This window comes from Taibaiella helva (assembly GCF_003545695.1).
GTDB lineage: Bacteria > Bacteroidota > Bacteroidia > Chitinophagales > Chitinophagaceae > Taibaiella > Taibaiella helva.
In genome coordinates, this window is record NZ_QUZZ01000006.1 from 210,852 (window position 1) to 235,052 (window position 24,201).

The 24,201-nt window shown below is 52.7% G+C and carries 26 protein-coding genes; 14 read left to right on the forward strand and 12 right to left on the reverse strand.

Annotated elements, in window-relative coordinates:
* The first annotated feature begins 44 nt into the window (after nt 1–44).
* The 3 genes from DZC79_RS11300 to DZC79_RS11310 all read left to right on the forward strand — a co-directional run bounded on the left by DZC79_RS11300 (nt 45) and on the right by DZC79_RS11310 (nt 2,239).
* Complete coding sequence (locus DZC79_RS11300) at nt 45–377, forward strand: dihydroneopterin aldolase (RefSeq protein ID WP_118951694.1); 333 nt, start codon at nt 45–47, stop codon at nt 375–377.
* Nucleotides 378–496: 119 nt separating this feature from the next.
* A complete protein-coding gene (locus tag DZC79_RS11305) occupies nt 497–1,489 on the forward strand; it encodes an AAA family ATPase (protein ID WP_198666859.1) in 993 nt (330 codons plus the stop codon).
* Between the two features lie 36 nt (nt 1,490–1,525).
* On the forward strand, nt 1,526–2,239 hold the full coding sequence (locus DZC79_RS11310; RefSeq protein ID WP_118951695.1) for a head GIN domain-containing protein: 714 nt from the start codon (nt 1,526–1,528) through the stop codon (nt 2,237–2,239).
* A gap of 79 nt (nt 2,240–2,318) precedes the next feature.
* Here DZC79_RS11310 and DZC79_RS11315 read toward each other — a convergent pair whose 3' ends face one another.
* A complete protein-coding gene (locus tag DZC79_RS11315; protein WP_157977082.1) occupies nt 2,319–2,612 on the reverse strand; it encodes a YtxH domain-containing protein in 294 nt (97 codons plus the stop codon).
* Between the two features lie 183 nt (nt 2,613–2,795).
* On the opposite strand from DZC79_RS11315, the gene DZC79_RS11320 reads away from it, so the two are divergent.
* From DZC79_RS11320 to DZC79_RS11355, 8 genes are all read left to right on the forward strand, one after another.
* Nucleotides 2,796–3,116, forward strand: coding sequence for a rhodanese-like domain-containing protein (locus DZC79_RS11320; RefSeq protein ID WP_118951697.1), 321 nt, complete (start codon nt 2,796–2,798; stop codon nt 3,114–3,116).
* Nucleotides 3,117–3,190: 74 nt separating this feature from the next.
* Nucleotides 3,191–3,754, forward strand: coding sequence for a hypothetical protein (locus DZC79_RS11325; RefSeq protein ID WP_118951698.1), 564 nt, complete (start codon nt 3,191–3,193; stop codon nt 3,752–3,754).
* A gap of 35 nt (nt 3,755–3,789) precedes the next feature.
* Nucleotides 3,790–4,512, forward strand: a complete 723-nt coding sequence (locus DZC79_RS11330; RefSeq protein WP_118951699.1) for a (Fe-S)-binding protein — start codon at nt 3,790–3,792, stop codon at nt 4,510–4,512.
* A 162-nt stretch (nt 4,513–4,674) separates the two neighbouring features.
* Nucleotides 4,675–5,760, forward strand: a complete 1,086-nt coding sequence (prfB, locus tag DZC79_RS11335; protein ID WP_118951700.1) for a peptide chain release factor 2 — start codon at nt 4,675–4,677, stop codon at nt 5,758–5,760.
* Nucleotides 5,761–5,953: 193 nt separating this feature from the next.
* Nucleotides 5,954–6,592 carry an MgtC/SapB family protein gene (locus tag DZC79_RS11340; RefSeq protein ID WP_118951701.1) on the forward strand — a complete coding sequence of 213 codons (639 nt, stop codon included), beginning with the start codon at nt 5,954–5,956 and terminating at the stop codon, nt 6,590–6,592.
* Between the two features lie 5 nt (nt 6,593–6,597).
* Nucleotides 6,598–7,077 carry a hypothetical protein gene (locus DZC79_RS11345; RefSeq protein WP_232831815.1) on the forward strand — a complete coding sequence of 160 codons (480 nt, stop codon included), beginning with the start codon at nt 6,598–6,600 and terminating at the stop codon, nt 7,075–7,077.
* A gap of 200 nt (nt 7,078–7,277) precedes the next feature.
* Nucleotides 7,278–7,835, forward strand: coding sequence for a putative glycolipid-binding domain-containing protein (locus DZC79_RS11350; RefSeq protein WP_118951702.1), 558 nt, complete (start codon nt 7,278–7,280; stop codon nt 7,833–7,835).
* A 56-nt stretch (nt 7,836–7,891) separates the two neighbouring features.
* On the forward strand, nt 7,892–8,581 hold the full coding sequence (locus tag DZC79_RS11355; protein ID WP_118951703.1) for a helix-turn-helix transcriptional regulator: 690 nt from the start codon (nt 7,892–7,894) through the stop codon (nt 8,579–8,581).
* Nucleotides 8,582–8,590: 9 nt separating this feature from the next.
* Here DZC79_RS11355 and DZC79_RS11360 read toward each other — a convergent pair whose 3' ends face one another.
* The 4 genes from DZC79_RS11360 to DZC79_RS11375 all read right to left on the reverse strand — a co-directional run bounded on the left by DZC79_RS11360 (nt 8,591) and on the right by DZC79_RS11375 (nt 16,379).
* Nucleotides 8,591–13,909, reverse strand: a complete 5,319-nt coding sequence (locus tag DZC79_RS11360; protein ID WP_118951704.1) for a DUF7379 domain-containing protein — start codon at nt 13,907–13,909, stop codon at nt 8,591–8,593.
* Between the two features lie 240 nt (nt 13,910–14,149).
* Nucleotides 14,150–14,677, reverse strand: a complete 528-nt coding sequence (locus DZC79_RS11365) for a YceI family protein (RefSeq protein ID WP_118951705.1) — start codon at nt 14,675–14,677, stop codon at nt 14,150–14,152.
* A 37-nt stretch (nt 14,678–14,714) separates the two neighbouring features.
* The gene (locus tag DZC79_RS11370) at nt 14,715–15,587 is read right to left on the reverse strand and encodes a pirin family protein (RefSeq protein WP_118951706.1); all 873 of its coding nucleotides are present in this window, start codon (nt 15,585–15,587) and stop codon (nt 14,715–14,717) included.
* A gap of 204 nt (nt 15,588–15,791) precedes the next feature.
* Entirely contained in the window at nt 15,792–16,379 is a 588-nt protein-coding gene (locus tag DZC79_RS11375; RefSeq protein ID WP_118951707.1) for a Crp/Fnr family transcriptional regulator, read from the reverse strand.
* Between the two features lie 42 nt (nt 16,380–16,421).
* Between DZC79_RS11375 and DZC79_RS11380 the strand changes: the two genes are divergently transcribed.
* Nucleotides 16,422–17,342 carry a hypothetical protein gene (locus DZC79_RS11380; protein WP_157977083.1) on the forward strand — a complete coding sequence of 307 codons (921 nt, stop codon included), beginning with the start codon at nt 16,422–16,424 and terminating at the stop codon, nt 17,340–17,342.
* Nucleotides 17,343–17,411: 69 nt separating this feature from the next.
* On the opposite strand, the gene DZC79_RS11385 is transcribed toward DZC79_RS11380, so the two are convergent.
* The 5 genes from DZC79_RS11385 to DZC79_RS11405 form a co-directional block, all read right to left on the reverse strand.
* Complete coding sequence (locus DZC79_RS11385; protein ID WP_118951709.1) at nt 17,412–17,825, reverse strand: hypothetical protein; 414 nt, start codon at nt 17,823–17,825, stop codon at nt 17,412–17,414.
* Between the two features lie 7 nt (nt 17,826–17,832).
* Complete coding sequence (locus DZC79_RS11390) at nt 17,833–18,357, reverse strand: YceI family protein (RefSeq protein WP_118951710.1); 525 nt, start codon at nt 18,355–18,357, stop codon at nt 17,833–17,835.
* A 3-nt stretch (nt 18,358–18,360) separates the two neighbouring features.
* On the reverse strand, nt 18,361–18,939 hold the full coding sequence (locus DZC79_RS11395) for a YceI family protein (protein WP_118951711.1): 579 nt from the start codon (nt 18,937–18,939) through the stop codon (nt 18,361–18,363).
* Nucleotides 18,940–19,462: 523 nt separating this feature from the next.
* On the reverse strand, nt 19,463–19,678 hold the full coding sequence (locus DZC79_RS11400) for a hypothetical protein (RefSeq protein ID WP_118951712.1): 216 nt from the start codon (nt 19,676–19,678) through the stop codon (nt 19,463–19,465).
* An 86-nt stretch (nt 19,679–19,764) separates the two neighbouring features.
* On the reverse strand, nt 19,765–21,018 hold the full coding sequence (locus DZC79_RS11405) for a multidrug effflux MFS transporter (RefSeq protein ID WP_232831816.1): 1,254 nt from the start codon (nt 21,016–21,018) through the stop codon (nt 19,765–19,767).
* 221 nt (nt 21,019–21,239) lie between these two features.
* Here DZC79_RS11405 and DZC79_RS11410 point away from each other — a divergent pair, with 221 nt between their 5' ends.
* Nucleotides 21,240–22,421 carry a C1 family peptidase gene (locus DZC79_RS11410; RefSeq protein WP_118951713.1) on the forward strand — a complete coding sequence of 394 codons (1,182 nt, stop codon included), beginning with the start codon at nt 21,240–21,242 and terminating at the stop codon, nt 22,419–22,421.
* Nucleotides 22,422–22,492: 71 nt separating this feature from the next.
* Here the strand turns inward: DZC79_RS11410 and DZC79_RS11415 are convergent, their stop codons facing one another.
* Nucleotides 22,493–23,086, reverse strand: coding sequence for a 2'-5' RNA ligase family protein (locus tag DZC79_RS11415; RefSeq protein WP_157977084.1), 594 nt, complete (start codon nt 23,084–23,086; stop codon nt 22,493–22,495).
* A gap of 127 nt (nt 23,087–23,213) precedes the next feature.
* On the opposite strand from DZC79_RS11415, the gene DZC79_RS11420 reads away from it, so the two are divergent.
* Nucleotides 23,214–23,681 carry a ferritin-like domain-containing protein gene (locus tag DZC79_RS11420; protein WP_118951715.1) on the forward strand — a complete coding sequence of 156 codons (468 nt, stop codon included), beginning with the start codon at nt 23,214–23,216 and terminating at the stop codon, nt 23,679–23,681.
* A gap of 96 nt (nt 23,682–23,777) precedes the next feature.
* Here the strand turns inward: DZC79_RS11420 and DZC79_RS11425 are convergent, their stop codons facing one another.
* Nucleotides 23,778–24,161: a hypothetical protein gene (locus DZC79_RS11425; protein ID WP_118951716.1), complete on the reverse strand. Its 384-nt coding sequence runs from the start codon at nt 24,159–24,161 to the stop codon at nt 23,778–23,780.
* Between the last annotated feature and the right edge of the window lie 40 nt (nt 24,162–24,201).

The window sequence follows — 24,201 nt, forward strand, 5'->3', positions numbered from 1 at the left end:
ACATTTTCCAGTAGTTTTGGCCCTTCATTTATATCCGATATCCGATGCTAACCGTATCCTTATCCGGCGTGCGTTTCCAGGCGCCGGTCGGGCTCTATCCGCAGGAGGCCTTCCTCGGCAATGAAATAGAGCTATCTCTTTCCGTATCGCAGGAAGCGGCTATTGACCAGCTTCCCCTCATCGACTACGCCGTGCTGCACGGCATCGCCAAAGCAGCGGCCCAGGAACCTGCCCATCTGCTGGAAACCTTGCTGCAGCGCATCGTGAACGGCGTAGAGGCCGTCTATCCCGGCAGCAGGATCAAAGTCGCGGTAAGGAAGCGGAATCCGCCTATGGGCGGCGAGGTAGACTACTCCGAAGTGCAATGGGAATCGTGAACGGTATCGCCCGGTTACACAGCAGTTAAGCGCTCCGTTTTCACATAAAATTTTACGGCGCGACAAGATACCGAACAAATAAATCGTTAACATTGTAACCTGTAAACCGGATAGATTCAATGGAAGACTACAGCGCCGGGCAAGCCGGCACAGAAACTGCGCAGGAACGCATTCCAAAGCTGATCGCGCATATGGAAAACGTGATCCGCGGAAAGCGGCTGCAGATAGAAATGGTGATCACCTGCCTCCTGGCAAAGGGACATGTATTGATGGAAGACAATCCCGGTACGGGCAAAACGGTATTGGCCCGTACGCTGGCCCATTCGGTGAGCGGCCATGGTGAAGATGGCAACATCATTTTCAAAAGAATACAGTTTACCCCCGACCTCCTGCCCATGGACCTTATCGGCTCCCACCTCTTCGACGAGCGGAATGCCGATTTTGTATTCAAGAAAGGACCGCTGTTCTGTAATGTGCTGCTGGCCGATGAGATCAACAGGGCGTCGCCCAAGGTGCAAAGCGCCCTGCTGGAATGCATGGCCGAAGGCCAGATCACCGTGGGCGATACTACCACTAAGCTCGAAGACCTCTTCTTCACTATAGCGACGCAGAACCCGATCGAAATGGAAGGTACCTATCCACTGCCGGCAGCGCAGCTCGACCGCTTTTTCATGAAGATTTATTTCGGCTATGTGGATGCTGCAACCGAAGTGGATATTTACCGTAACTACGACCGCATCCAGGACAACCTGGAACACCTGAAACAGGTATTGAGCCTGCAGGATGTGCTGGCCCTGCGCCAGGAAGCCGAAGCCGTCTTCGTACACGACGAGATCGTACAGGCGGTAGCCAATATCGTGCGGGGCACCCGCGAGCATCAGGAAATCACGCTGGGCGCCAGCACCCGCGCAGGGATCGCCTTCCTGCGCTGCCTGAAAGCCTTTGCCCTGGTTAAAGGCAGGAGCTTTGTGATCGAAGACGATGTACAGGCCATTGCCCGTTCGGTGCTGGATCATCGCCTCATTTACCGCAACCGCGAAGCGAAGCTGAAGGCCTTCGACCAGATCCTGCAAAAGGAGATGGACCGTCTCAGCAAGCTGAAGCTATACTGATCCGAACCTTTCGCTACTTCCTCTAAAACCAATACAATGAAACCACTCCTGATCGCCGGCCTTATGGTATCCGTAGCGCTGGCCTCCTGCAACATCAATACGGTGGAGGGCGACGGCCATGTCGTCAGCAAATCCTTTCCCCACAAGGATTTCAAAGGCATAGACGCCCGCTCGCAAATGAATATCCATGTGCGGCAGGGTCCCGGATACAGCGTAAAGATCGATGCAGAAGAGAACCTGATGAAGATCATGAAGGTCTATAATGAAAAAGACCAATTGGTGATCGGCTTTGGCGAGAAAGTAAGCGTCGACCCAACGCGGCCTATAGAGGTCTATATTACTGCCCCCGAATTCCGCCACCTGGAAGGTTCCGGCGCCTGTAACTTCCAATCGGAAGGCAACATCAAAGGCAATGAAATTACCTTATCGTTAAGCGGCGCGAGCAATGCCGATATCGGCGTGGAGGCCAACAAGCTGGGTGTGGATGCCAGCGGCGACAGCAAGATCAACCTTAAGGGCAAAGTAGCCTATCTCTCCGTTGAAGGCTCGGGCAGCACAACTGTAAAAGCCTTCCCCCTGGTGTCGGACAATACCAGTATCGATATATCCGGTGCGGGCGAAGCGGAAGTATGGGCGGCGCAGACGCTCAAGGTTGAGATCAGTGGCGCGGCAGACGTCAGCTATAAAGGCAATCCCACAACAATTAAAAAAGATATTTCCGGCGCCGGGGAAGTCAGGCACATTGATTAGCCTGTCAGGAAGCCCATCGCAAGCCAATACAGGGGCCGGTTCTTCCGGCCCCTGTATTTTTCTGAAAGCGGGACAGCGCTTAAGACAAAGACTGTTGCCGCGCCTCCTGGTAGGTCTTGCGGTTTTCCTCAACCAGGCGCAGCAGCTTTTGCCTTACCTCATGACTGAGGCTTTCGGCTTCGTTTTCCAGTATATCCTTCAGCTCGTCCAATTCTCCTTCTCCTTTGCCAAAGAGGTTATTAAGGCGGTGCTTCCAGGCCCCGGCCGTTTCCCTTACCTTTTTACGGGTCTCCTCTCCTTTTTCTGGCGCCAGCAATAATCCGAGGACGAAACCGGACACCAGGCCCGCCGTGAATTTTGAAAATCTCATCATGATCGCTTTTAAGTGAAGAATGTTTGTGCCCTGCGCGGTACCGATATGCTCCGGCCCGGCGCATCCGGGCTTGCAACTACCCATCAACACCATTCGGCGCATAAAGTTGAAGAACGAGATATTTTTATGCTGCTATTGCCGGAAATTTTACCTTTGCATTCATAAAAAAGAAGAGGTCAACCTATGGAAAACATAACCACAGAGCAATTAAAAGCCCGCCTGGATGCCGGCGAGCAGCTGCACATACTTGATGTACGCGAAGCCGATGAATATGCCGCCGCCAATATCGGCGCCCTGCTGCTGCCGCTGAGCAAGCTGCGCCAGATGGATACAGAAGGTATCGATGGCTGGAAGAGCGATGAAGTGATCGTACACTGCCGCAGCGGCAAACGCAGCATGGAAGCCTGTATGCTGCTGGAAACAATGGGCTTTGAAAAGACCGTTAATGTAGTCGGCGGCATTATGGACTGGCAGGCGAAGTTTGGCAATGCCAGGATCAATTAGTTGGATGCAGCGGATGCTGCACAAAACGCAATGATCTGTTGTTTGTTAAAGGTTGAGCACGGAAGCAGAAAATTATGCATGATTTAGAGCCATACCACAACTGGCGTCATTTGTATACAGCAGAGGAAGACGAGCTATCGCCGCTTTACGGGAAAGAGCATAGCGAGTTTGAGTTTTCCAATACGGTGTACAATTACTATATTCATCCCCAATGGGACGACTTCGGCTCCCGCACCCTGTACCTCAAAATACTTTTCGTCGATTACGAACAGAGCTTTGCGATCATCGAGTTTATCGGTGAATGGAACGACGCGGTAGAAAACGATATCATGCAGCTGAAGCGCAGCATTATCGACCCCATGATCGCCAGGGGGATTTATAAGTTCCTGCTCATTACAGAAAATGTGCTCAACTTTCACAGCAGCGACGAAAGCTATTATGAAGAATGGAACGAGGACATCAGCGAAGAAGGCGGATGGATCGTGTTCCTGAATATGCCTGAACATGCGCACGACGAGATCAGACAAGCCCATATCAGCCGTTATGTATTCCTCCAGGAATACGTGGCCTGGCGCACACACCAGCCGCAGCACCTGTTCCAGATGATGGACAACCGCCTGTTGCGTCTTCTGGATTAACCCTACACCGCAATTGCCGGTCTCAACGTTTTAACATGAAAGTCGATCTGTTTATACCTTGCTTTGTCGATCAGCTGTTTCCCGAAACGGGATTCAATATGGTAAAAGTGCTGGAAAAATTTAACTGCGAAGTACAGTACAATACCCAGCAAACCTGCTGCGGGCAACCCGCCTTCAACAGCGGCTACTGGGACGAGGCCCGTTCTATCGGCAAAAAATTCCTGAAAGATTTCACGGGCGACGATCACTTTATCGTGGCTCCCAGCGGCTCCTGCACCGGCTATGTCCGTAACTATTACCAGAAGCTTTTTGAGAACTCGGCCGAGCATAACGACGTACGCAAAATAAAGACACATCTTTTTGAATTCACCGAGTTCCTCGTCAACGTGCTGCATGTTACCGACGCCGGCGCCACACTGCACACCAGGGCCACCTATCACGATGGTTGCGGCACCCTGCGCGAATGCGGCATCAAAACCCAGCCCCGCCAGCTGCTCGAAGAGGTCAAAGGCCTCGAGCTGGTAGAGATGAAGGAATGCGAGACCTGCTGCGGCTTTGGCGGTACCTTTGCCGTAAAATACGAACCGATCTCCACCGGCATGGCTTATACCAAGGTAAAGAGCGCTATCGAAACCGGCGCCGACTGTATTATTTCCACCGACCTTTCCTGTCTCATGCATATCGACAGCTATATCCAGAAGCAGGGCCTGAAGATGAAGACCATGCATATCGCCGACGTCCTCGCCAGCGGCTGGTGAGGGGTTAGATATTAGATGTTAGATGTTAGAAATGTAAGCGTTTGTAAGTTTTTAGAAACTGGAAATTGAATTAGAAATTGATTATTGGAAATTGATTATTGGAATTTGATCATTGTTCCCCTCTCCCCTTAATCCCGTATTCGTCGTATCTTTGCGCGAATTATGACCATCGAGCAACTCAAAGACCTGCGCGAGCGGGTGGTAAACCTGAATAAATACCTTAAAGTAGAAGAGCGGAAAGCTAAATTTGAAAGCGACCGCCTGCTTACCTTATCTCCCGGTTTCTGGGACGACAACGAGCGGGCTACCGCCGTGGTCAAGGAACAGAATGCCAATAAGTACTGGATCGATCTTTACGAAGATACCAGCCGTGCCGTAGACGACTATGCCACGCTGTTCGAGTTCTGGAAAGAAGGCGAAGCCACGGAAGAAGAAGTAAAAGAAGCGTACGACAATGCGGTAAAGGCTATGGACGATGCGGAGTTTAAGTCGACCCTCAACCAGCCGGAAGATGAAATGCCGGCGGTAATGGTGATCAACTCGGGCGCCGGCGGTACCGAAAGCCAGGACTGGGCAGAAATACTGTCGCGCATGTATCGCATGTACGGTCAGAAGCAAGGCTGGACCGTAACCGAGCTCGACTGGCAATACGGCGACGGCGCCGGTATCAAGACCTGTACCTTCCAGTTCGACGGCGACTTTGCCTACGGCCTGCTCAAAGCCGAAAGCGGCGTGCACCGCCTGGTGCGTATCTCGCCCTTTGACAGCAATGCCCGCCGCCATACCTCCTTTGCCTCCGTATTTGTTTACCCCCTGGTCGACGATTCGATCAATATCGAAGTCAAAGACGCCGATGTCAGGATGGAAACGTCACGAAGCGGCGGCGCCGGCGGACAGAACGTGAACAAGGTAGAGACCAAGGTGATGCTGACGCATATACCCACCGGTATTGTGGTCGTGTGCCAGACCGAACGCAGCCAGCTGGGCAACCGCGAGAAAGCCATGCAGATGCTGAAAAGCCGCTTGTATGAAGAGGAGCTGCGCCGGCGCGAAGAGATCAAGAATGCGACCAATGCCACCAAGAAGAAGATTGAATGGGGCTCGCAGATCCGCTCTTACGTATTCCATCCTTATAAGATGATCAAAGACCACCGCACCGACTACGAGGTAGGCAATATACAGCCCGTAATGGATGGCGAGATCGACGATTTCATCAAAGCCTATCTGATGATGCAGGGCGCCGAATAAAGAGGCGCTGCCGGAAAATAAATGTGCTCCCGTAAGGGAGCATTTTTGTTAAATGCTTTCGTGTTTCTGCTGTTTTCCGGGAAAGCAGGCTGATGAGTTCCCGAACAGGCCAGCTCCGCTTATTGCCCTGAATTGCCGGGCCTGTATTGCCGGCGATTTTGTAACTTGTACCTGACCTACTATTTTTACAGATATGCATTATACCCTCAGCGAAGATATCAAGCATATTCTCCTGGCGCTGCTCATCGGAGCGCTGATAGGCGCCGAACGGGAATACCGCTCCAAGTCGGCCGGCCTGCGCACCATGATCCTGGTGAGCCTGGGCGCCTGCCTGTTCACCATTCTTTCTATACGTATAGGCAATTCAAGCAGTCCCGACCGTATTGCAGCCAATATCATTACCGGTATCGGCTTCCTGGGTGCAGGCGTCATCTTCAAAGATGAGAGCCGGGTAACCGGCATCACTACCGCCACCACAATATGGATGGTTGCCGCACTGGGTATGGCTATCGGCTCGGGGCACTACCAGGCTGCCTTCGTGGGCACAGTAGCCGTGCTTATCGTGCTGGCCTTCCTTGCGCCGCTCCAGAGCGTTTTTGAACGTTTCAACCGCAGTCGTCATTACCGTATCGTGTGCCCCTACCGCAATTCATCGCTGAGCAAATATGAAGAGCTCTTCCGGAAACACAAGCTGAAAGCTTCGCGCGGCCGCCAAAGCAGGTCGGGCGGACTTATCGAGGGCAATTGGGAGGTACAGGGGCCCGACCGTAACCACGAAAAGGTGATCCAGCAGCTGCTGAAAGATCCGGATATTCACGAATTCGACTTTTAATCTCTATGATAGAAACTGCGGGCATTGCCGCCATCCGCAAAGAGCTGGGCCGCCTGCCGCCCAAAACGCTTAAAGCGCTTTGCCTGCGCCTTGCCGCCTATAAAAAGGAGAACAAGGAACTGCTGAGCTACCTGCTGTTCGAGGCCGGCGACGAAGAACAGTTTATCCGTTCTGTGAAGGAAGAGATAGACGAAGGGTTCAGCGCGATCAATAAGTCCAATTTGTACTGGGCCAAAAAGAGTATCCGGAGAATATTACGCATCACGACCAAATACATAAAATATTCCGGGCAGAAGCCAACGGAAGTTGCGCTGCTGCTCTACTTCTGCCAGTCGCTGAATGCCTCCGGCATTGCTTTCCGGCAAAGCGCCACGCTCCGGAATCTCTACGCGAACCAGGTAAAAAAATTGCATAAGGCGTTGAGCACACTTCACGAAGACCTCCAATACGATTACGCTGAGCCGGTAGCCGCGCTCCCCGCCTGAGTGCTCTATATAGCGCTATTCTTCAAAAAAGCTGAATCGAAAAATTGATATTCCACAGGAAATCAAAAAGATCGGTTCATTTTTGACCGTAATCCCAAAGCCATTCTGCAACTTTGGTATCATTTTTGTTATGGAGTAAACGACATCCGATAGACCCGGAACAGTATTCCTGTTTTTGTTTTTTTCCGCCAATCACAATCATGATCAAAAATATCCTCTGGAAAGGCCTGGCCACGGAAAGCCTTGAGTATTGCAGCGTTTACTATAAAGAAGCGCTTTCGGTAAGATCGGCTGTAGTAGGCCGTTATGAGCAGCTGCCTTTTAAAGTGGATTACGAGGTGGAAATGGACCGTGACTGGAATATGAAATCTGTGGAGATCAGGAGCAGCCTCTGCAATATGGACCAGAGGATAGCGCTGCAATATGACGGCCTGGGGCATTGGTATAGCGAGAATAAAGTATGGAAGCACCTAGACGGCTGTACCGATATTGATATTTCTGTCTCTCCTTTTACCAATACGCTCCCGGTCAATCGCCTGCAAATGGCCGTAGGCGAGACACAGGAGATCAGCGTCGTCTATATCGACATCCCCAAATTCCGGATTGCGCAGGAACGCCAGCGCTACAGCCGCCTGGACGCCCATACTTATCGTTTTACCAATAATGAAGGCGACTTTACCGCCGATATCGTAGTAGATGACGATGGCCTTGTGGCGCACTATCCTACCCTTTTCGACCGTATCCTGATACGGGATTAAGACGTCCGGAAAATATGTGCTATTTTCGGGGATCGGATTAAAAGCGTATCCCCTATATGAACCGCATCGACCGCCTGTTCGGTATCCTGACCCTGCTGCAATCCAGGAAATTCGTTCCTGCAGAAAAGATCGCGGAGAAATTCGATATCAGCATCCGTACGGTATATCGCGATATCAAGGCGCTATGCGAGCAGGGTATACCGGTAAGCTTCGAGCAGCATAAGGGCTATTTTGTCGTGCAGGGCTATTTCCTCTCCCCGGTATCCTTCACCAATGAAGAAGCCAATGCCCTGCTGCTGATGGAAGCGCTGGTAACGGGCTTTGCCGATAAATCCATTAAAAAGCATTATTCGACGGCACTGAATAAAGTAAAGGCGGTGCTCCGCCATTCCCAGAAAGAAAAAGTCGATTACCTCCACGAGAATATCAAGCTGCAGGTACCCCAGCGTATCATCAACGATTTCGAGTACCTGTCGGTGCTGCAGGAAGCCATTTCCGCCAAACAGATCATTACCATTGAGTATAAGAACAACAAAGAGGAGATCAGCAATCGCCAGCTTGAACCGATCGGTCTTATTTTTTATGCCTTTAAATGGCACCTCATTGCCTGGTGCCATCTGCGCGCCGATTACCGCGACTTTAAAGTAGCCAGCATTATCCGCGTAAAAAACACCCTGGCTCCCTTTTCCAAAGCCGAGCATATGCCCCTGGCCGAATACAGCAAAATGCTGCCGGTAGATTGGTAACGCATACCGCTATTCCTGTTCCAGTGTTGCAACAATTTCTTTCAGCGCTTTGATCTTTACCGGGACGATCAGGTCTTCGCTTCGCGCCAGCAGGTCGGCCAGCAGGCGCAGATAGCGGATCACCGACCGGATCTTCTTTTGAGAGCCTTCTATTTTCCAGGCATTGCGATAGCATTCCGAAACAGATCGCGCATATTTCGGTACCACCTGACTGTCCCTGCTCCAAAGCAGCGATACCAGCCCTTCCATACCTTCCGATACTTTATGCCAGAAGCCGTTGAAAGGGCTTTCCTGTACCTGCGCTGTCGCCAGCAGCTGTTCCCATCCGGCAGGAAGCTGCAGCAGGCCGGAAGCCTGGTGCTCAGCCTTTGCACCCGCCGGCAGCAGGTGATCCAATACAGCAGCCAGCTGCTGCCAGTTGCATAAAGGATACAGGTCGATCTGCCCTTTGTTCCTGCGCAGCTGTTCAAAGCTTTGCCTGTAATAGCCTGCCGCCGCTACCAGGTGGTCAAAGCCGACGTGGTCGCGGTACAGGTCCAGCGTAGCCAGGGCTTTATAGCTGCTGGCCAGCGCGCTGAGGCGCCCCGGAGTAAGGCTGCCCAGGCCCTGCAGCTGCGCGATCATACGTTCTACAACAGCTGCGGCATCATCAATGGCTTGCGGGGCCACAGGTTGCCCCGTCCGGGCCAGCTCATCCACCGTTTCTACAACATATCGGATCCGGGTATCGCAATATTGCTCTACGGTACGGAAAGTGTAGTCCGATTCCTCCAGGGCCAGTAGCTGCTCATAATAACGGATCGCTTCTTCCATATGATCCGTCTCCCGCCAGGCTGTAGCAATCAGGGCCAGCAGCGAGGCATCGTATTCCCATTCAGGACGGGCCGCTATCCCGGCAAGGATCGCTTCCAGCTCGGCCTTTTGTTTCTCCCGGCGGCCGCTGCCCGTTCTTCCGGTAGCAGCCTCTGCTTTGCTGATAAAGGTTTCCAGCCGGTTGACCGCTTCCACAATATCATAGTACCGCTCCTGTCCCGCCTTCCGCCTGCTGCCGCTGCTGCGAAGCGTATAAAAGGGATCGCCGTAGCATTGATAGGCGCCCCAGGTGCTCACCTGCGGGAAACTGTCGTAGGTAAATTTGCGTGCAAAACGGACGGCCTCGCCGAAAGGGCGGCCCTCCAGCAGCACACGGTACAGGTTTTCCGAAAAACATTTCGCTGCAGCATCGTCGACTTCCCAGCCGGCAACGATCACCGCCTTAGCGCCCATTTCAATAAGCTGCGTGCCCACCCCGGCCGCAACTTCGTATTTACGCTGCAGCCTTTCCTCTTCTTCTTTATCGATCTTACCCAGGGAACAGCAGTTGATAAAGACCAGCTCGGGCACATAACGGATCTGCTTAAAATCGGCCGGCGCCATAATGAGCCCGTTGCCCATAACCACGCCTGTTTGCCCTGTCGCTTTATCCTTCACAACGCCATGCGCCGCGATATGCAGTACTTTGAAGTTCCCGCCATACAGGCTCACAATGGCATCGGCGCCCGGCTGCCCGATAAAGGAAGTTACCCCGAAGCCATGCCCTTCCAGCTGCTGCGCCACCATCGCCGCTTCCAGGGCTGCGCCGGGAAGATCGGGATAGGGATAATGCAGTACGGGATTGCCGATAACGAGTGCATTGTCGCCACGGGACAGCTCAGTGTTGCGCCGGTAAGTCGCCGTGCTCAGCTGTCGGATGAAGCCTGTACGGGTAACGATGGGCTCCGAGCTGCCGCCATAAGCATCATGCAGCATTTCCCAGGGATAGCGCGCCGTCTCCTTGTCCACGATCAGCACAATATTTCTCAGGTCGGAACCGTAGCCTTTAAATCCTGATGGGATCAGCATTTCGTACAAGGTTTTGTACAAGCCGGGCTCGCTCCTGCTGTATACCGCAGCGCGGGCGATCAGCTGGTTGACGATCTCAATATTGGCCGCCAGTATCTCTTCTTCGTTCCTGGCCTTATCGGTGATCGAGCTGAAGCGGATCAGCCGGGTGCGGCCGCCATCCGGGCTTTGCTCCGGCTCATATACTTTAAGCCGGTGCCACCAGTCAGCCTGCACATCATCGGGGATGCGGCTCTGGCTGCCGGAAACTCTTTTGATCAGGTCGGGCTGGAACACGAAACCGGAGAACAGGTTACTATCGCCAAGCAGATTGCCGATGATCCGGGCCGCCTGCACCGCCTTATACTGGTACAGCTCAATGAACTCAATGTGCCCGATAAAAGGATAGCCCTGGCGTAAAGAAGGATCAAAGAAGGCATTGACCTCCTGCACTGCCATGATCATGGCGCGGATACAGCTGTGTACCGTAAGGCCGCCAAAACCAGAGCCTACCAGCAAAGACGAGATACCCGTGGCGCTCCCGGCCGGTTCCCGCTCCCGGCATTGGATCACATAAGTCATCAATGCCTGTTTGTAGGTAAGATAAAGCGTATTTTCAGTAAGGCTGCCAAAATCACCCAGGCCGACGACTATACCGCCGCCGGGTCTGGCGTCCTCTTTAAACACCACCTCATGCGTGCCGATGCGTCCGGGATAGTTGCCCGACGCCAGGCGAATGGCCAGGTAGCCGCCCAGCTTGCGGTTCAGCACGCCTTCGGCCTGCACAATGGCATCGCCGGCAAAGTGGCCGGCCATAACGGGATACAAAGCATGTCCCATATCGCCGTGCGTGATCGACAGGCGCACCGGTCCGTTGCCGGGACGGCTTGAGGGGATATCCATGCCCATGATCTGCCTCGACAGCTCGGCCGCTGTCGCCGGCGATACCGGCGCTACGGGTGGCAGCAGCTGCAGCTTATTCTCTTCTCCACGGATCATAGGCGCAGCCGTCGGCAATAATGCAGTGCTGCCTGTTTCCAGCAACTCCCGGTAAGCGGTAAAAGCAGTTTTATGACTGGCCAGTTCGCCATGCCTTGCAGCCAGGTAATAGGTCGCGCCTTTCAGCGAGGCCGGGATGCTTTCCCAGGTCACGCTGCCGTCGCCACGGGGCGTTCCATAAAAGTCTATACTACGGCAGGTGGTGTCGACCTCCATCTTCACGGCCGTAAGCTTGTCTTTACCGGCGATGTAGCGCACATAAGCCGGGTCCCATTGAAAGTCGCTGAAAGGCGGTTTCGTCATGTCCAAAAAGCTGCTGAGCCCTGTGCTATCGGGCAGCGGATGAGGTGTTGCTGACGCTGCTTCTATCCGGCGCCAGCTTTCCGCTGCTCCGAAATCAACATCGCCTGTGGTGGGTAATAAGTTCAGCAAGCCAGGATACTGCACAAACTGCTGCAAAAGCATCCGTTTGCTTTGTGTGAGGTCCAGGAGAGCCACCAGGTTGATATTACGTCCCATACCCAGCAGCACGCGCGGTATTTCGTAAGAACCATCATTAGGCGTACCCAGCAGCAGCACACGGAAGTCTTTGCGCTGCTGCAAGGCCTTCCAGGTAGCAGGATACTGTACCGCGAAAGCCCGCAGTACCAGCCCGCCCATCGAATGGGCCACAAAACAAACCGACCGGTCGGTTTGTTCTAAGGATTGCCGCACCGACGTATCAAGCAGGGCTGCGGCATCGAATATGGATTTGCGCCAATCGTAGGCCTGGGGAATCACGTAGTGTGTAGCGCCGAAATAGGCGGCAAGCTCACCGTAAGCGCTGCCATTAATCCCTGAAGCCTTTACGGAGGGCGACCCGATGTACAGCCGCCGCAGTCCGCCGGTGGCTATGCTGAGGTAATTGAGCCATATACGGTCTTCACCATCCTGTAAATGACTACCCATAATACCGGGCAGGATATACAATACAGGCATGCCCTGTATTCCTCTACCGGCGCGCGATACAGGGCCTTCCACCGCAGGAGGCTCTGCTTCAGTGCTTTCCGTAACCATGGTGCGGCTTCCGGCTGCACGGCTATCAGCGGTGAAGACAACGCTGATGATGTCCAGCAGCCAGGCATCGGTAAAATAGCCGAGATGGTGCAGGTTCCGGCGCCGCTCTTCATAAATACTTATCGCCTGGCGACGCGGTGTACCCCTCATCATCGAAGCGTTATCTGCAACCAGGTCGTTATCTTCTCCGTAAAAAGCATCGGCCAGAAAGCGCTGCATACGGCCGACGAAACCTTCTCCCTGCGTGGCTCCGGCAACAACGATCAACGGCGAGTCGATCCGGGTCTCTTTAAAATTCAGCACTTTGATCAGGTCAGCATCCGGCCGCAGGCAACCGATACCCGGCAAAACTTCCGGGCTGCTTTTTTCCCGGAGCACTGCCAGCAGCAATGCCCGCAACCCATCGGCATGATGCGTCGTCTCGCCCGGTGTATTGCGCCGGATATTGAACAGCACATTCAGCAAGGTGTCCATCCGCTCCGATACCAGCGCAGTGCCTGCTGCCGGGCAGGCCACGCGAACAAAACGCCCTACCTTCACTTTTTTCTTTTCCAGCAAGCGATGCAGCACTTCGATATCGGCCAGCAAGCCTTTCGCCTCCGGGTTCTGCCGCAACAAGCTGAGCTCCTGTTCTGTAAAGGCTACCCCATTACCGGCCGTGCCGATACGCGCCAGCACCTCACCGATGAGCCCGCCGCCGGAGTGGCTCAGCAGGTCGATCCTTATATTGTCGGGCATTTGCTGCAGCAGATCGATCGTATTCTGTATAGGATTACGGGTGAAGGTCCGGTGCTCGTAAGCGATAACATTACCATTGTATTGCTGGTACAAAGCATGGTACACCTTAGCCTCCCGCTCCTTTATTAATCCCATGAAAGTATCTCTTGTACCCGAGCCCGGGCCATGCAGCAGCAACAAGTAACGGGGCGAGATATCGCGGGACAGGATATCGTGAAAAGGGATGAGGTTACATTCACGGTCGCATTGGTACAGCAGGTTGGCATTCCGTTCTTCCAGGCGGGCGGCTACAGATTGTACCTGGTCTGCGCCGGTCATCCTGATGATATTGATGCCCAGCAGGCGTAGTATCGCCGTCCCGCCCGCCGCAACCTTATTCCAGGTAAGCGGCAGTTCCGGCAACATCCCGTCCGGTGGCTGGCTGGTCCCCTGCTGCTCCCTTACTGCAGCGACGAAGGCGGCTTTATCATAGCACCATTGTATCCCGTTGTCAAATTCGGCAATGACCAGCTCATCATCCGCAATGGTAATGGTATCGGTGGTTGCTGTAGAACCGCCTCTCCGTGCGCCTACAGCGTAGGCCGTGACATCGGCGTCCGGCAGGTATTCCTGCAGGCTGTCCATACCTGCGTTGTGTATCAGGTTAGCTTCGATCCTGAAACCGGTTGTGCTCATAGAAATCGTATTGGGTTTAATGCCGGCGCCGGCAGCTTATGGGCCTGCCTGCAACTTGATCCGGCAGTGGCAAAACTACGAAGCCTCGCCGCCAATCACTGGCCGAGCACTGCACTGGGGCAATCCCACAAATATAAACGATAAAGAAAAGCGCACATGCCTGTATTCCCGTTATTTCTGCATAAAGAAAAGGCCGCAACAATTGCGGCCTAAAAACACAACACTCAACAACAACAGTCTTTATTGCTTGATCAGCTGGATATTGCCCAGCAGCTTTACTTCGTCGCTTACGACCATGCCGCCGGTTTCGGTAAGGGCATTCCAGGTAAGGCCAAAATCACTGCGGTTGATCTTGCCGTTCAGCTCGAAGCCGGCCTTGGTATTGCCATAGGGATCCTGCGCCGTTCCGTTGTACTCGACATTCAGGCTCACCGGCTTGGTCACGCCTTTGATAGTGAGGTTGCCCTCCAGGTTGTAATGATCGCCGTCTTTCTTTTCAAAACGGGTAGAGCTGAACGTCAGCTTGGGATATTGTTCCGCCTCAAAGAAGTCGGCGCTCTTCAGGTGCTGATCGCGCTGCTCGTTATGGGTAGACAGAGAGTCGATGCTGGTCTGAAACTCGATACGGGCATCATCAAAGTTGTCGCCGGCGACTACAGAACCGTTGAGCTCTTTAAAGCTACCGGTAACGGTGGAAATGAGCAGGTGCTTTACCTTAAATTGAAGCTCGGAATGTGCGGGGTCAAATGCCCAGTTGGTTGTTGCCATTTGATTCTTTTTTTATTTGTATAAGATGAATTACTGATTATTGGTTATAATTGATCGTTCCATAATCGCCGTTGAAAAAATCCCGGTAAGCGGTGGCGATACCCGCCCGACTGGTCATTACGAAAGGTCCTTCTGCAATAATAGGGTCGGTATAAGGCGCGCCGCCGAATACCAGCACATCGGCTGCAGTGATTTGTGGATTGCTGATCACGATATCGCCTTCTTCCATACCGAATGCCAGGATCTCGCTGTTGCCTGCGGTAACACCGTTAATACTGACTTCCTGCGTGGGCACAAATGCTGCATATTCCAGGCCCGTCCTCGTTTCCAGGGTATAGCTGGACTTGGGATTGATACGGTAGTGGTAAAGGAATTGCGGGCTGAAGGTCTTTACCGGTGAGGCATGGTCGCCGCACATACCGATCAGCACTTTCATGGTACCGGCATCGGAAGGCAGGTCAACCTTTACAAAGGCTTCATTGTCGATATTCAGGTATTCCGCTACTTCCTCCTTCGCTTCAGGCGGCAGGTTGATCCAGAATTGAAGGGAATGGAACATACCGTTTTCCTGCGGTATACCGCGGCCGGGGAATTCGTCATGAATGATGCCTTTACCGGCCTTCATCCATTGCGCGCCACCGGCAGTTACCTTTCCATAATGCCCCCTGCTGTCGTAATGCTCCAGCGAACCGCTGAAGACATAGCTGAAGGTTGCAATCCCGCGGTGGGGGTGCGCAAAAGAGCCATCGGGACGTGCAGCCTGCTCGGGAAGGGTATAGGGATAAATATGATCCAGGAAAACAAAGGGGCCAACGGCTTCAATATAACGGTTGGGCATCATCCGGTTTACCAGCATCTCGCCTACCCTGGCATTGGTTCCTCCATATTGTGTGGCTACGGGCTTTTGCATGATATCTTTCTTTTCAGGTACAAAGTTGCAACTTCAGCGGCACCCTCTCCAATGACATATAATAAGAAAAAGAGTTGATTAATATCAAGCGGAGTTGCCTTTGTTTGCCTGAGGGCCCTTGCATGTAGCACCTTCGTTTGCCAGTAGAGACCTGGCATGCTAGGTCTCTACTGCAAACGACATTATAAAACCACAAAGTGCTTCTTATTTCTGTAAAGCCTTTTTGCGGATACGGCTCAGGGTCTCGGGAGTAACGCCCAGGTAGGAGGCGATCATATTCTGGGGAAAACGCTGCAGGAACACGGGATTGTTGTTGAGCAGCTCCAGGTAACGTTCTTCGGCGGTGAGGCTGATCGAAGCATGCAGCCGCTTCTGGCTGGCGATGAAATTACGCTGGTCGAGACGGGCCATCATCTTAGGCATAGCTGGTACAGTGGCGACCAGGTCCTGCATTTTTTCAGAAGTAAAAAGCAGGACTTCCGAATCTTCCACGGCATCGATATTGTAGCGGGATGGGGTTAGCATCAGGGCGCTTTCCCGGTCGGCTACCCACCAGTTCTCGATGCTCAGGTGCAGAATATGCTCCACGCCCTTATCGTCGACCGAATACATGCGAAAGGCGCCGCTGATCACAAAGGCGACATATTTGCACACCTCTCCTGCCTGCAGCAGGTATTGCTTTTTACGATATTTACGCGGGGTACAGGCTTCCAGGATGCGGGCAAACTCTTCATCGGTCAGCTCACTTCCGGAATATTGGTTGATATATGTCCGCAGGGATTCGTAAGGCATAAGGGTCGATTCCGTTACAAATGTAGCAACAAATGATCAAGCATGCCACGCATTTCAGGCCGGACCGGTTATTTCCTCCTCCTGAGCCGGCAAATATCGATGCTGGATAAGACGAAGTCGGGCTTTGCTTATTTTTACGTCAAGAAATATCCCGATATGTCCCGAAGCGGCAGGAGAGACCTCCTGATCCTGGCAGGAATTATTTGCTTTTTCCTGTCTGTATACTTTTACAGCGATAGCGTGCTCGCCATGCACACCGATAAGCACCAGCCCGTCGTGCTGATCAGCCTTGGTGTGGCTTGTATCGTGTTTACCTGTTACCTGATGCACCGTTATCTCCGAGAGCGCAACCAGAAGCTGCTGAAGTCGCTGGCTGCCAGCTTTGGTCCCGCCTGTTTCCTCTGGGCGCTTATTGCATTCAATTATAACAAAGTCCCCCTGCTGATCGGCTATTGGCGTACTACACCGACGCATACAACAATCCCTTTGCTGGATGTGACCAAGCGGAAATATAAGGGCTCTTTCAATGGCGGAAGGGTCAAAACCGTATTGGAACGGGATACTTTATTCCTGGATTGTTCTCGTACGATGTATTTTGCCCTTAAAGGGAAAAGCAGTGTGGCAGCTGATTTCGGACGGTCGATAGATGGACGGAACTGGTATATCAGCAAGGTTTACATCGGCGATGAAGCCTACAGCACGGCCCGTAGCGCTTACTGGCAGGACTGGCGTCACCGGCGCACGCCGCTGCTGCTGGGCCTGGGCATTCTCCTTGCCGGCGGCGCAGTGTTATTCAAGCTGGATGAAGCCGGCATTATCCGGCTGAAGAAAACGCGGGAAAGCCAGGCGCAGTACGAAAAGCCCGGGACCAAACAAGCATTATTGTTATTCTTGCTCATATTCGGCCTGACCTTTATCGGCCTGCTGCTGTGGATCCTGTACGTGGTACTCACCCATCGTTAACAGGTTCCGATACGACAACGGGCCGATATGCATGTACCGGCCCGTTTGCTTTGTTTTCTGTTTTATAGATCAGGCACGTTTTTCCGCGGGAACCTGCATCGGGTAGAACAGCGGGCTCAGCGCCAGCCAGGCCAGTGCCGGGAAGAAATGCATAGGTACCGTAAGGCCGGGAAACAGCTCCGGCGCTTCCAGCTCCAGGGGCAGCTTTATCGCAAAGGGGCCTACAATGCTGGCAAAGGAAAGCAGCAGCAGCAACAGGTTGAATACTGCAGGCGCCCTGCTCTTCAGCAGCCGTTGTACCAGGAAATAACCCAGCGAGGCCAACAGGGTAGCACCGACGCACGTCGCTATGATACCGGTGGTAGAAATCACCGTGCTGAAATCGGCCCCAAGGGATTTGAAGTAGATCTGCTGGTACACCAGCGAGGCCAAAGCGGCCAGGACACCTGCGGTGAAACCGTGAAGCAATATTTTCCGTAACATAAGCTGATTATTTTTGGACAACGGGAACGCTGATATCGATCCTGATCACTTCTTCCACTTTATTCCCGGCTTTTCCTATATGATAATCGTTGCGGTTGACGGAAAAGCTACCGGCAAAGGTACCGGCATTACCTTTCCGCTGAAAGGTAAAGGGGATCGTTACTTGCTTTTTAACGCCATGCATTTCCAGTGTACCGGTAGCCTGGTAGCCGCTGCCGGCTTTCACGATCTTATCGGAAACAAAACGGATCTGCGGATAAGTGGTCGCATCAAACCATTCGGCGCCCTTGGCGTGCTTGTTCTGCAAGCCGTTACCAGTGTTGATCGAAGCCACTTCCACCGTTGCCGTGAATTTAGATGTGCCCAGGTTTTGTTCGTCGAACACCAATGTGCTGCTAAAGGTCTTAAAGATACCGCTGGCATCATTGCTGGAAAAACGGATACTGTATTTGTTGGTCGGCTGCCAGCTGGCGGCCATTGCAGGCAGGGCCATCATGAAGAGCAGCGCTGCCAGGATTGCTTTATATCTCATTGTTTAGTTTTTAGCAAATTCTGCATTGCCGATCAGGAGCAGGTCTTCACCCAGGGCTGAAGCGGGCATAGCCGTAGCAATACCGAATTCACTGCGTTTGATCTTTCCTGTAAATTTAAAGCCGGCCACTGGTTTCTGGCTTTGCGGATGAGTAATGGGACCGTTGATCACCACGTCGATGGTCACGGGCTTGGTCACACCGTGCATGGTGAGGTTGCCGCTGAGCTTATAATTTTTGCCGCTTACTTTTTTGAAAGAAGTGCTTTTGAAAGTAAGCTTCGGATATTTTTCCGCATCAAGAAAATCGGGAGACTTCAGGTGTGCATCGCGCTGTTCAATGTCTGTATTAATAGAGGCCATTTCTGCGCTGATCTCGAAAGTAGCATCGGAGAAGTCGGGCTTTGAAGCGTTAATCGTGGCTTCATAGTTTTTAAAGTTACCGTCGATCTGTGAAATGGAAAGATGTGTAACGCCGAATCCGAAACGGGAATGTGCTTTATCTACGCTCCAGGTCTGCGCCAGTGCAGAGGAGCTGTACGACAGCGATAATACGGTTGCAGCAACGATTGCGATCTTTTTCATTAAGGTTGTTTTACGTTTAAAAAAATGAGTATTGTGTTCAATGGTGGCAAAAGTACTATGGCCGGTGAGCGGTTGCCAATGATATTTAATAAGAAAAGCGCTTGACAAAAATCAAGCGGTGGTATTTTTGTCTTTTTTTCAGGGGAAGGTTGGAGACTTGGCCAGATGCATAAGATTGCGTTCTCGCTATAGGCTCCGTAGGAGCCAAATGTTTGTAGCATCAAAAGGATTAAGCATCGCCTTGCTCTGTAGGAGCAAAACCTGGATAGCTAAGGAAACATCTTGATACAGCCACCGTTCAGGCCGTTACACGTCCCGACCGGCCCGGCCGTACAGTTGCGGTTAGCACTCATCCATAGCATAGAACCTTCCATTCCGGGAGTCGGGCGGACAATCCGGCTTCCCACTCATATATGCTTCTTTCACCCTGCTTTTTCTCTTCATATCATATACCTTCAGGCGACCATCAAAAAAGGAGCCACCCTGCCGGACAGCTCCTTTTTTCTTCGCGGAAATGGGCGACTTAATCCAGCACAAAAAAGCTGATCCCTGCCGTATGTACCTTGTGAACTTTGTAGTGATGCTGCTGCAGGCTGCTGTAAACAGCCGGCTGCTCCGTTGATTGCTCCTGTTGCATGCCCTGTCCCATCGGTCTGTTCGTCATGTACAAGCAGAATACCATCAGTCCCCTGACGGCCAGCAAGGTAAGCCATATCCCGATTACTCCTTTGGATGACATAATTGCTGCTTTTTTAGTAAATAAACTGTTCCCTGTTCAAAAAGTTTTAAGTAAGCCTGAAAAGTTAGTTAAACACGCGTTATCTTTCAATGCGCCGGTATTGCTGCGCCCTTTTCTGCCTGCACAGGCGCCACGATCTTCCGCTTACCCAGGTAAAAAGCGGACAGCGACAGCAAGGCCGACACTAGTATCGAAACGACCACCGGTAATACCGAAGGTTTGTCAAACATACTGATCACCACCGATGCCAGCGCGCCCAATCCCATTTGCAGCGCGCCCATCAGCGCTGAGGCGCTGCCCGCATTCCTGCTGAAAGGCGCCAGGCACATGGCCGAAGCATTGGGATTGGTAATGCCTACGCAGCCCAGCATCAGAAACAGGCCTGTAATGATCAATGGCAGGCTGAGCGCATGCAGCGCTGCCAGCGCGAAAAGCGATACAGCCGTAACCGCATAACAAATGAGCGCCACGCGAATGATCTGCTCACTGCTGAAATAGCGCAGCAGCACATTGTTCATCTGGCTCATACCGATAAAGCCTATCGACAAAGCGGCAAATATCCAGCCATAGACCTTACCGCTGAGACCGAATACTTTCATAAACAATAGGGGCGAGCCGGAGACATAAGCAAACAAACCGGCGAAGGCCAGCGCGCCGGTCAATGCATAGGTATAGAACTGCGGTGTAGTGGCTACCTGGTAAAAGCCTTTCAGGATAGGGCCAGGCTTCAGCGACATGGTGGTATCTGGCCGGTAAGGACTAGGCAGCCACAGCAGGCAGGCCAGCAATACCAATACGCCGATAAGGGCCAGCACAACAAAAACCACAGGCCAGCCCCAGGCACTGGTGATGTAGCCGCCGGCTGTAGGTGCGATCATAGGCGAAGCGCCCAGAATGAGGATCAGCAAGGAAAATACTTTAGCGCTGTCTTTTACCGGGAACAGGTCGCGCACCAGCGACATGGAGGTTACCATGGCTGCGCAGCCACCCACAGCCTGTACGAGGCGCAGCAGGATGAGCGTGTCGATGTTGCGGGCAAACGAGCAGCCTATAGAAGCCAGCACATACAGCAGCAGGCCCAGGTAAAGCGGCGGCTTGCGGCCGAAGCGGTCCAGCAGCGGCCCGTAGAGCAACTGCCCTGCCGAAATGCCGAGGAAGAAACCGGTAAGCGTCAGCGATACACGGGCATCGTTGGTATCCAGGTCTCTGGCAATGGCGGGAAAACCCGGCAGGTACATATCTACAGAAAAAGGTACCAGGGCTGTAAGCGTGCCCAGGATCAGGATAAGGGTAACATACTGGCGTTTGCTGATCGCCGGAGGGTTCATTGGCTTGTGCATTGAGGATTGCGGCTGCAAATATCCTGAGCACGGCTGCAAAAGATTATTGTTTTTGATTATAAGCAGACTGCCCGTCTCTATGTTGTCTTTATAATATCTGCTATCGCCGGAATATCATGCATTCGCACTTTATAGAATTTCCCCCTTTTTATCCCCCGGTCTTTACTGGCAAAAACCGCGCTTTCGCTGTACTTTAGCCGCTTCAGTTTTCAAGTTTTTTTATGAAAAAGATCATGACCACCGTATGCCTGTGCGCCCCCCTGCTTGCAGCTGCACAGGACAACCTGGTAAAGTCGCTGGATAAGAACAGCAGCGATAGCTCCAGGTCCAAATTCCGTTTTACAGAAGTGATTGCGCTGGCGAACACTTCGGTGAAGAACCAGGCCAGCTCGGGCACCTGCTGGAGCTATTCTACCAACTCCTTCCTCGAAAGCGAAATGTATAAGGCCGGCAAAGAGCCGGTAGAGCTGGCGCAGCTCTTCTCGGCCCGCAATGTCTATGCCGACAAAGCAGAAAGCTATATCCGCATGCACGGCTCGCTGGAATGGGGCGACGGCGGCGCCTGCCACGATGTGATCAATATGTACGCCAAATACGGAGCCATGCCGCAGTCGCTGTACACCGGCCTGCACTATGGTACCAGCAAGAATAAATTCGCAGAAATGCAATCGGTGCTGAAAGCCATGCTCGATGCCTGGGTCAAAAATCCCAACGGTAAGCTGTCGCCCAACTGGAAAGAGGCTTTTAATGCAGTGCTGGATTCTTACCTGGGTAAGGTACCTGAAACCTTTACCTGGCAAGGCAGGACCTATACGCCCAAAAGCTTTGCCGAGCAAGTGGTAGGCCTCGACCCTAAAGATTATGTCGAGCTGTCTTCTCTTACCGACAAACCTTATTACAAGAAGACCATATTGATGGTGCCCGACAACTGGAGCATGGATATGGTATACAATGTGCCCTTCAACGACATTACCGACATTATCGATAATGCGCTGAACAAAGGCTATACCGTAGCCTGGGCTACCGACGTGAGCGAGAAATCCTTCAGCTGGAAGAACGGTGTAGCTTATGTTCCCGAAAAAGAATATGACGACATGACCGACGAGGAGAAAAAGGAAATGTTCAACGGACCTAAGCCGGAACGTGTGGTTACTGCTGAAATGCGCCAGCAGGCTTTTGACAATTACAGCACCACCGACGATCATGGTATGCATATCGTAGGCCTTGCCAAAGACCAGAACGGCCGCGAATACTACATCGTTAAGAATTCCTGGGGCACTACCAACGATTACAAAGGCTACCTCTACGTGACCAAGGCCTATGTCCGCTTAAAGACCACCGCCTTCCTGCTCAACAAGAAAGCGATACCGCAGGCGCTGCGTACCAGGATGAACCTCATTTAAGCGCAAACAACGATAGCAAAGCGTTGTCTTCATTGGAAGGCAACGCTTTTTTTAAGTTCAGGGAACGGCCATCATACAAGCAATGCCTCAGGTTCTGTTCCGGCAGCACCGGGGAAGGGATAGGAAGCCAGCGGCTTCCAGGGCCCGCCCAAGTACAGCCAGGTGGCCCAGCCGGCAGCCCTGACCGGGAAAGGAACAAAAGCGGCTTTCAGCTCCTGCTGCAGGCGCTGTGCTTTAAAGGCCGTTACCTTATTTTGTATAGTAATGTGCGGTCTGAGCGGTTGCCGGTCCTGCCGGATGAGCCAGGGATCGAAGGCTTGCTGCAGCTGCCGGTGCAACGCCAGGAGCGGCTCGCAGGCCAGCGAAAAGGCAACCCCGGTACCGAAGCAGACCACATCGGTCACATCGAGCCATAGCGGTACGGAGGGCCACAGGCTTTGCAGGATATCCCCGATGGCGGGCTCATCAGAAGGCAGCCTGTAAAATAAAGTCAGGTGAGCCTCCAGGTAATTGCTGTGTGCAGGAAAGTGTACCCGGCGCAGGTTGTTGAAATAGCTCCTGGCCGTTTCTTCCAGCGCAAGGGTAACGATCATCGGGTAAGCCATAAGGCAAAGGTCTGCAATTCTTCCCGCTTTCGCGCTTACCTGGCTGGGCTTGGGGGCCAACTTAAATTATTTGCTGCAGCAGTCAACCGGAGGGCAACACAATTGTTGTAATTTGGCTGGTAGATAACGCGGCCGGGCAACTGTTGCGGTACAAGCAGCAGATCTACCTTGCAAAAAATCCGGACACATGCAACAAACTGCGATAGAAACACTGAACGACCTGATCCTGATCAATAACGACCGCATAAAAGGCTATGAAAGGGCCCTGAAAGACAATCGTTCGCGGGAAGCCGACCTGGATGTCCTGTTTAGGGAAATGATCGCGCAGAGCCAGGGGTTTAATACCGCATTGGCCAGCCTGGTACAGCAAAGCGGCTCTCAACCCGAGACAGAAGGCTCTTTGTCGGGCAAGCTGCACCGCGCCTGGATGGACTTTAAAACCACCTTTACCGGGCACAACCGCAAGCACCTGCTGATCGAATGTGAGCGGGGCGAAGACGCCAGCAAAGAGGCTTATAGCGAGGCCCTGCACGAAGACAACGGCCTTACGGATGCACAAAGGGAGATCATTGCGATGCAGGCCCGGGAACAAAGCGACAGCCACGACCGGGTGAAGGCGCTGAGAGACGAGACTCTGAGCCGTAAAGCGGATTAAATAAACCTAATAAACCAACAGCCGGAACTTAAAAGTTCCGGCTGTTGCGATAATTGCAGCACGCTATGCTTCGCTGAAAGCTAAGTTTGTATGTACTCAGGAATACTCGTAATAAATGCGGTATTGTCCTTCGGCAGTTTTACGCACTACTACCGCTACTCCTGATGCGATCAGCACGCCGTCGACCGTATTGGCGTCCACTGTGGCTTTGGAGATGACAACATTAAAAGGTGTGCCCAGGCGTGTGCCGGAAATGGTAAAGTTGGCGCCGGGAGCGACATTGGTGAAGGTATGCATGGAGCCCATCATAGGGAAATGCCAGCAATTACCCGTCGCGCCCATGCATACGCTGCCGGCGGTATTGATATCCCAGGTAACGGTAATGGTAGCGCCGAACTGCGCTTTCGCTTTGATGATGCCCGTAAAGGTGAGTAAGGCGGTGAGGGCCAGCGCCAAGCCCAGGATTTTCTTGATTTTCATTGTTCGTTTTTTTAACAGGTGAATGATGTTTGGTGAAGCG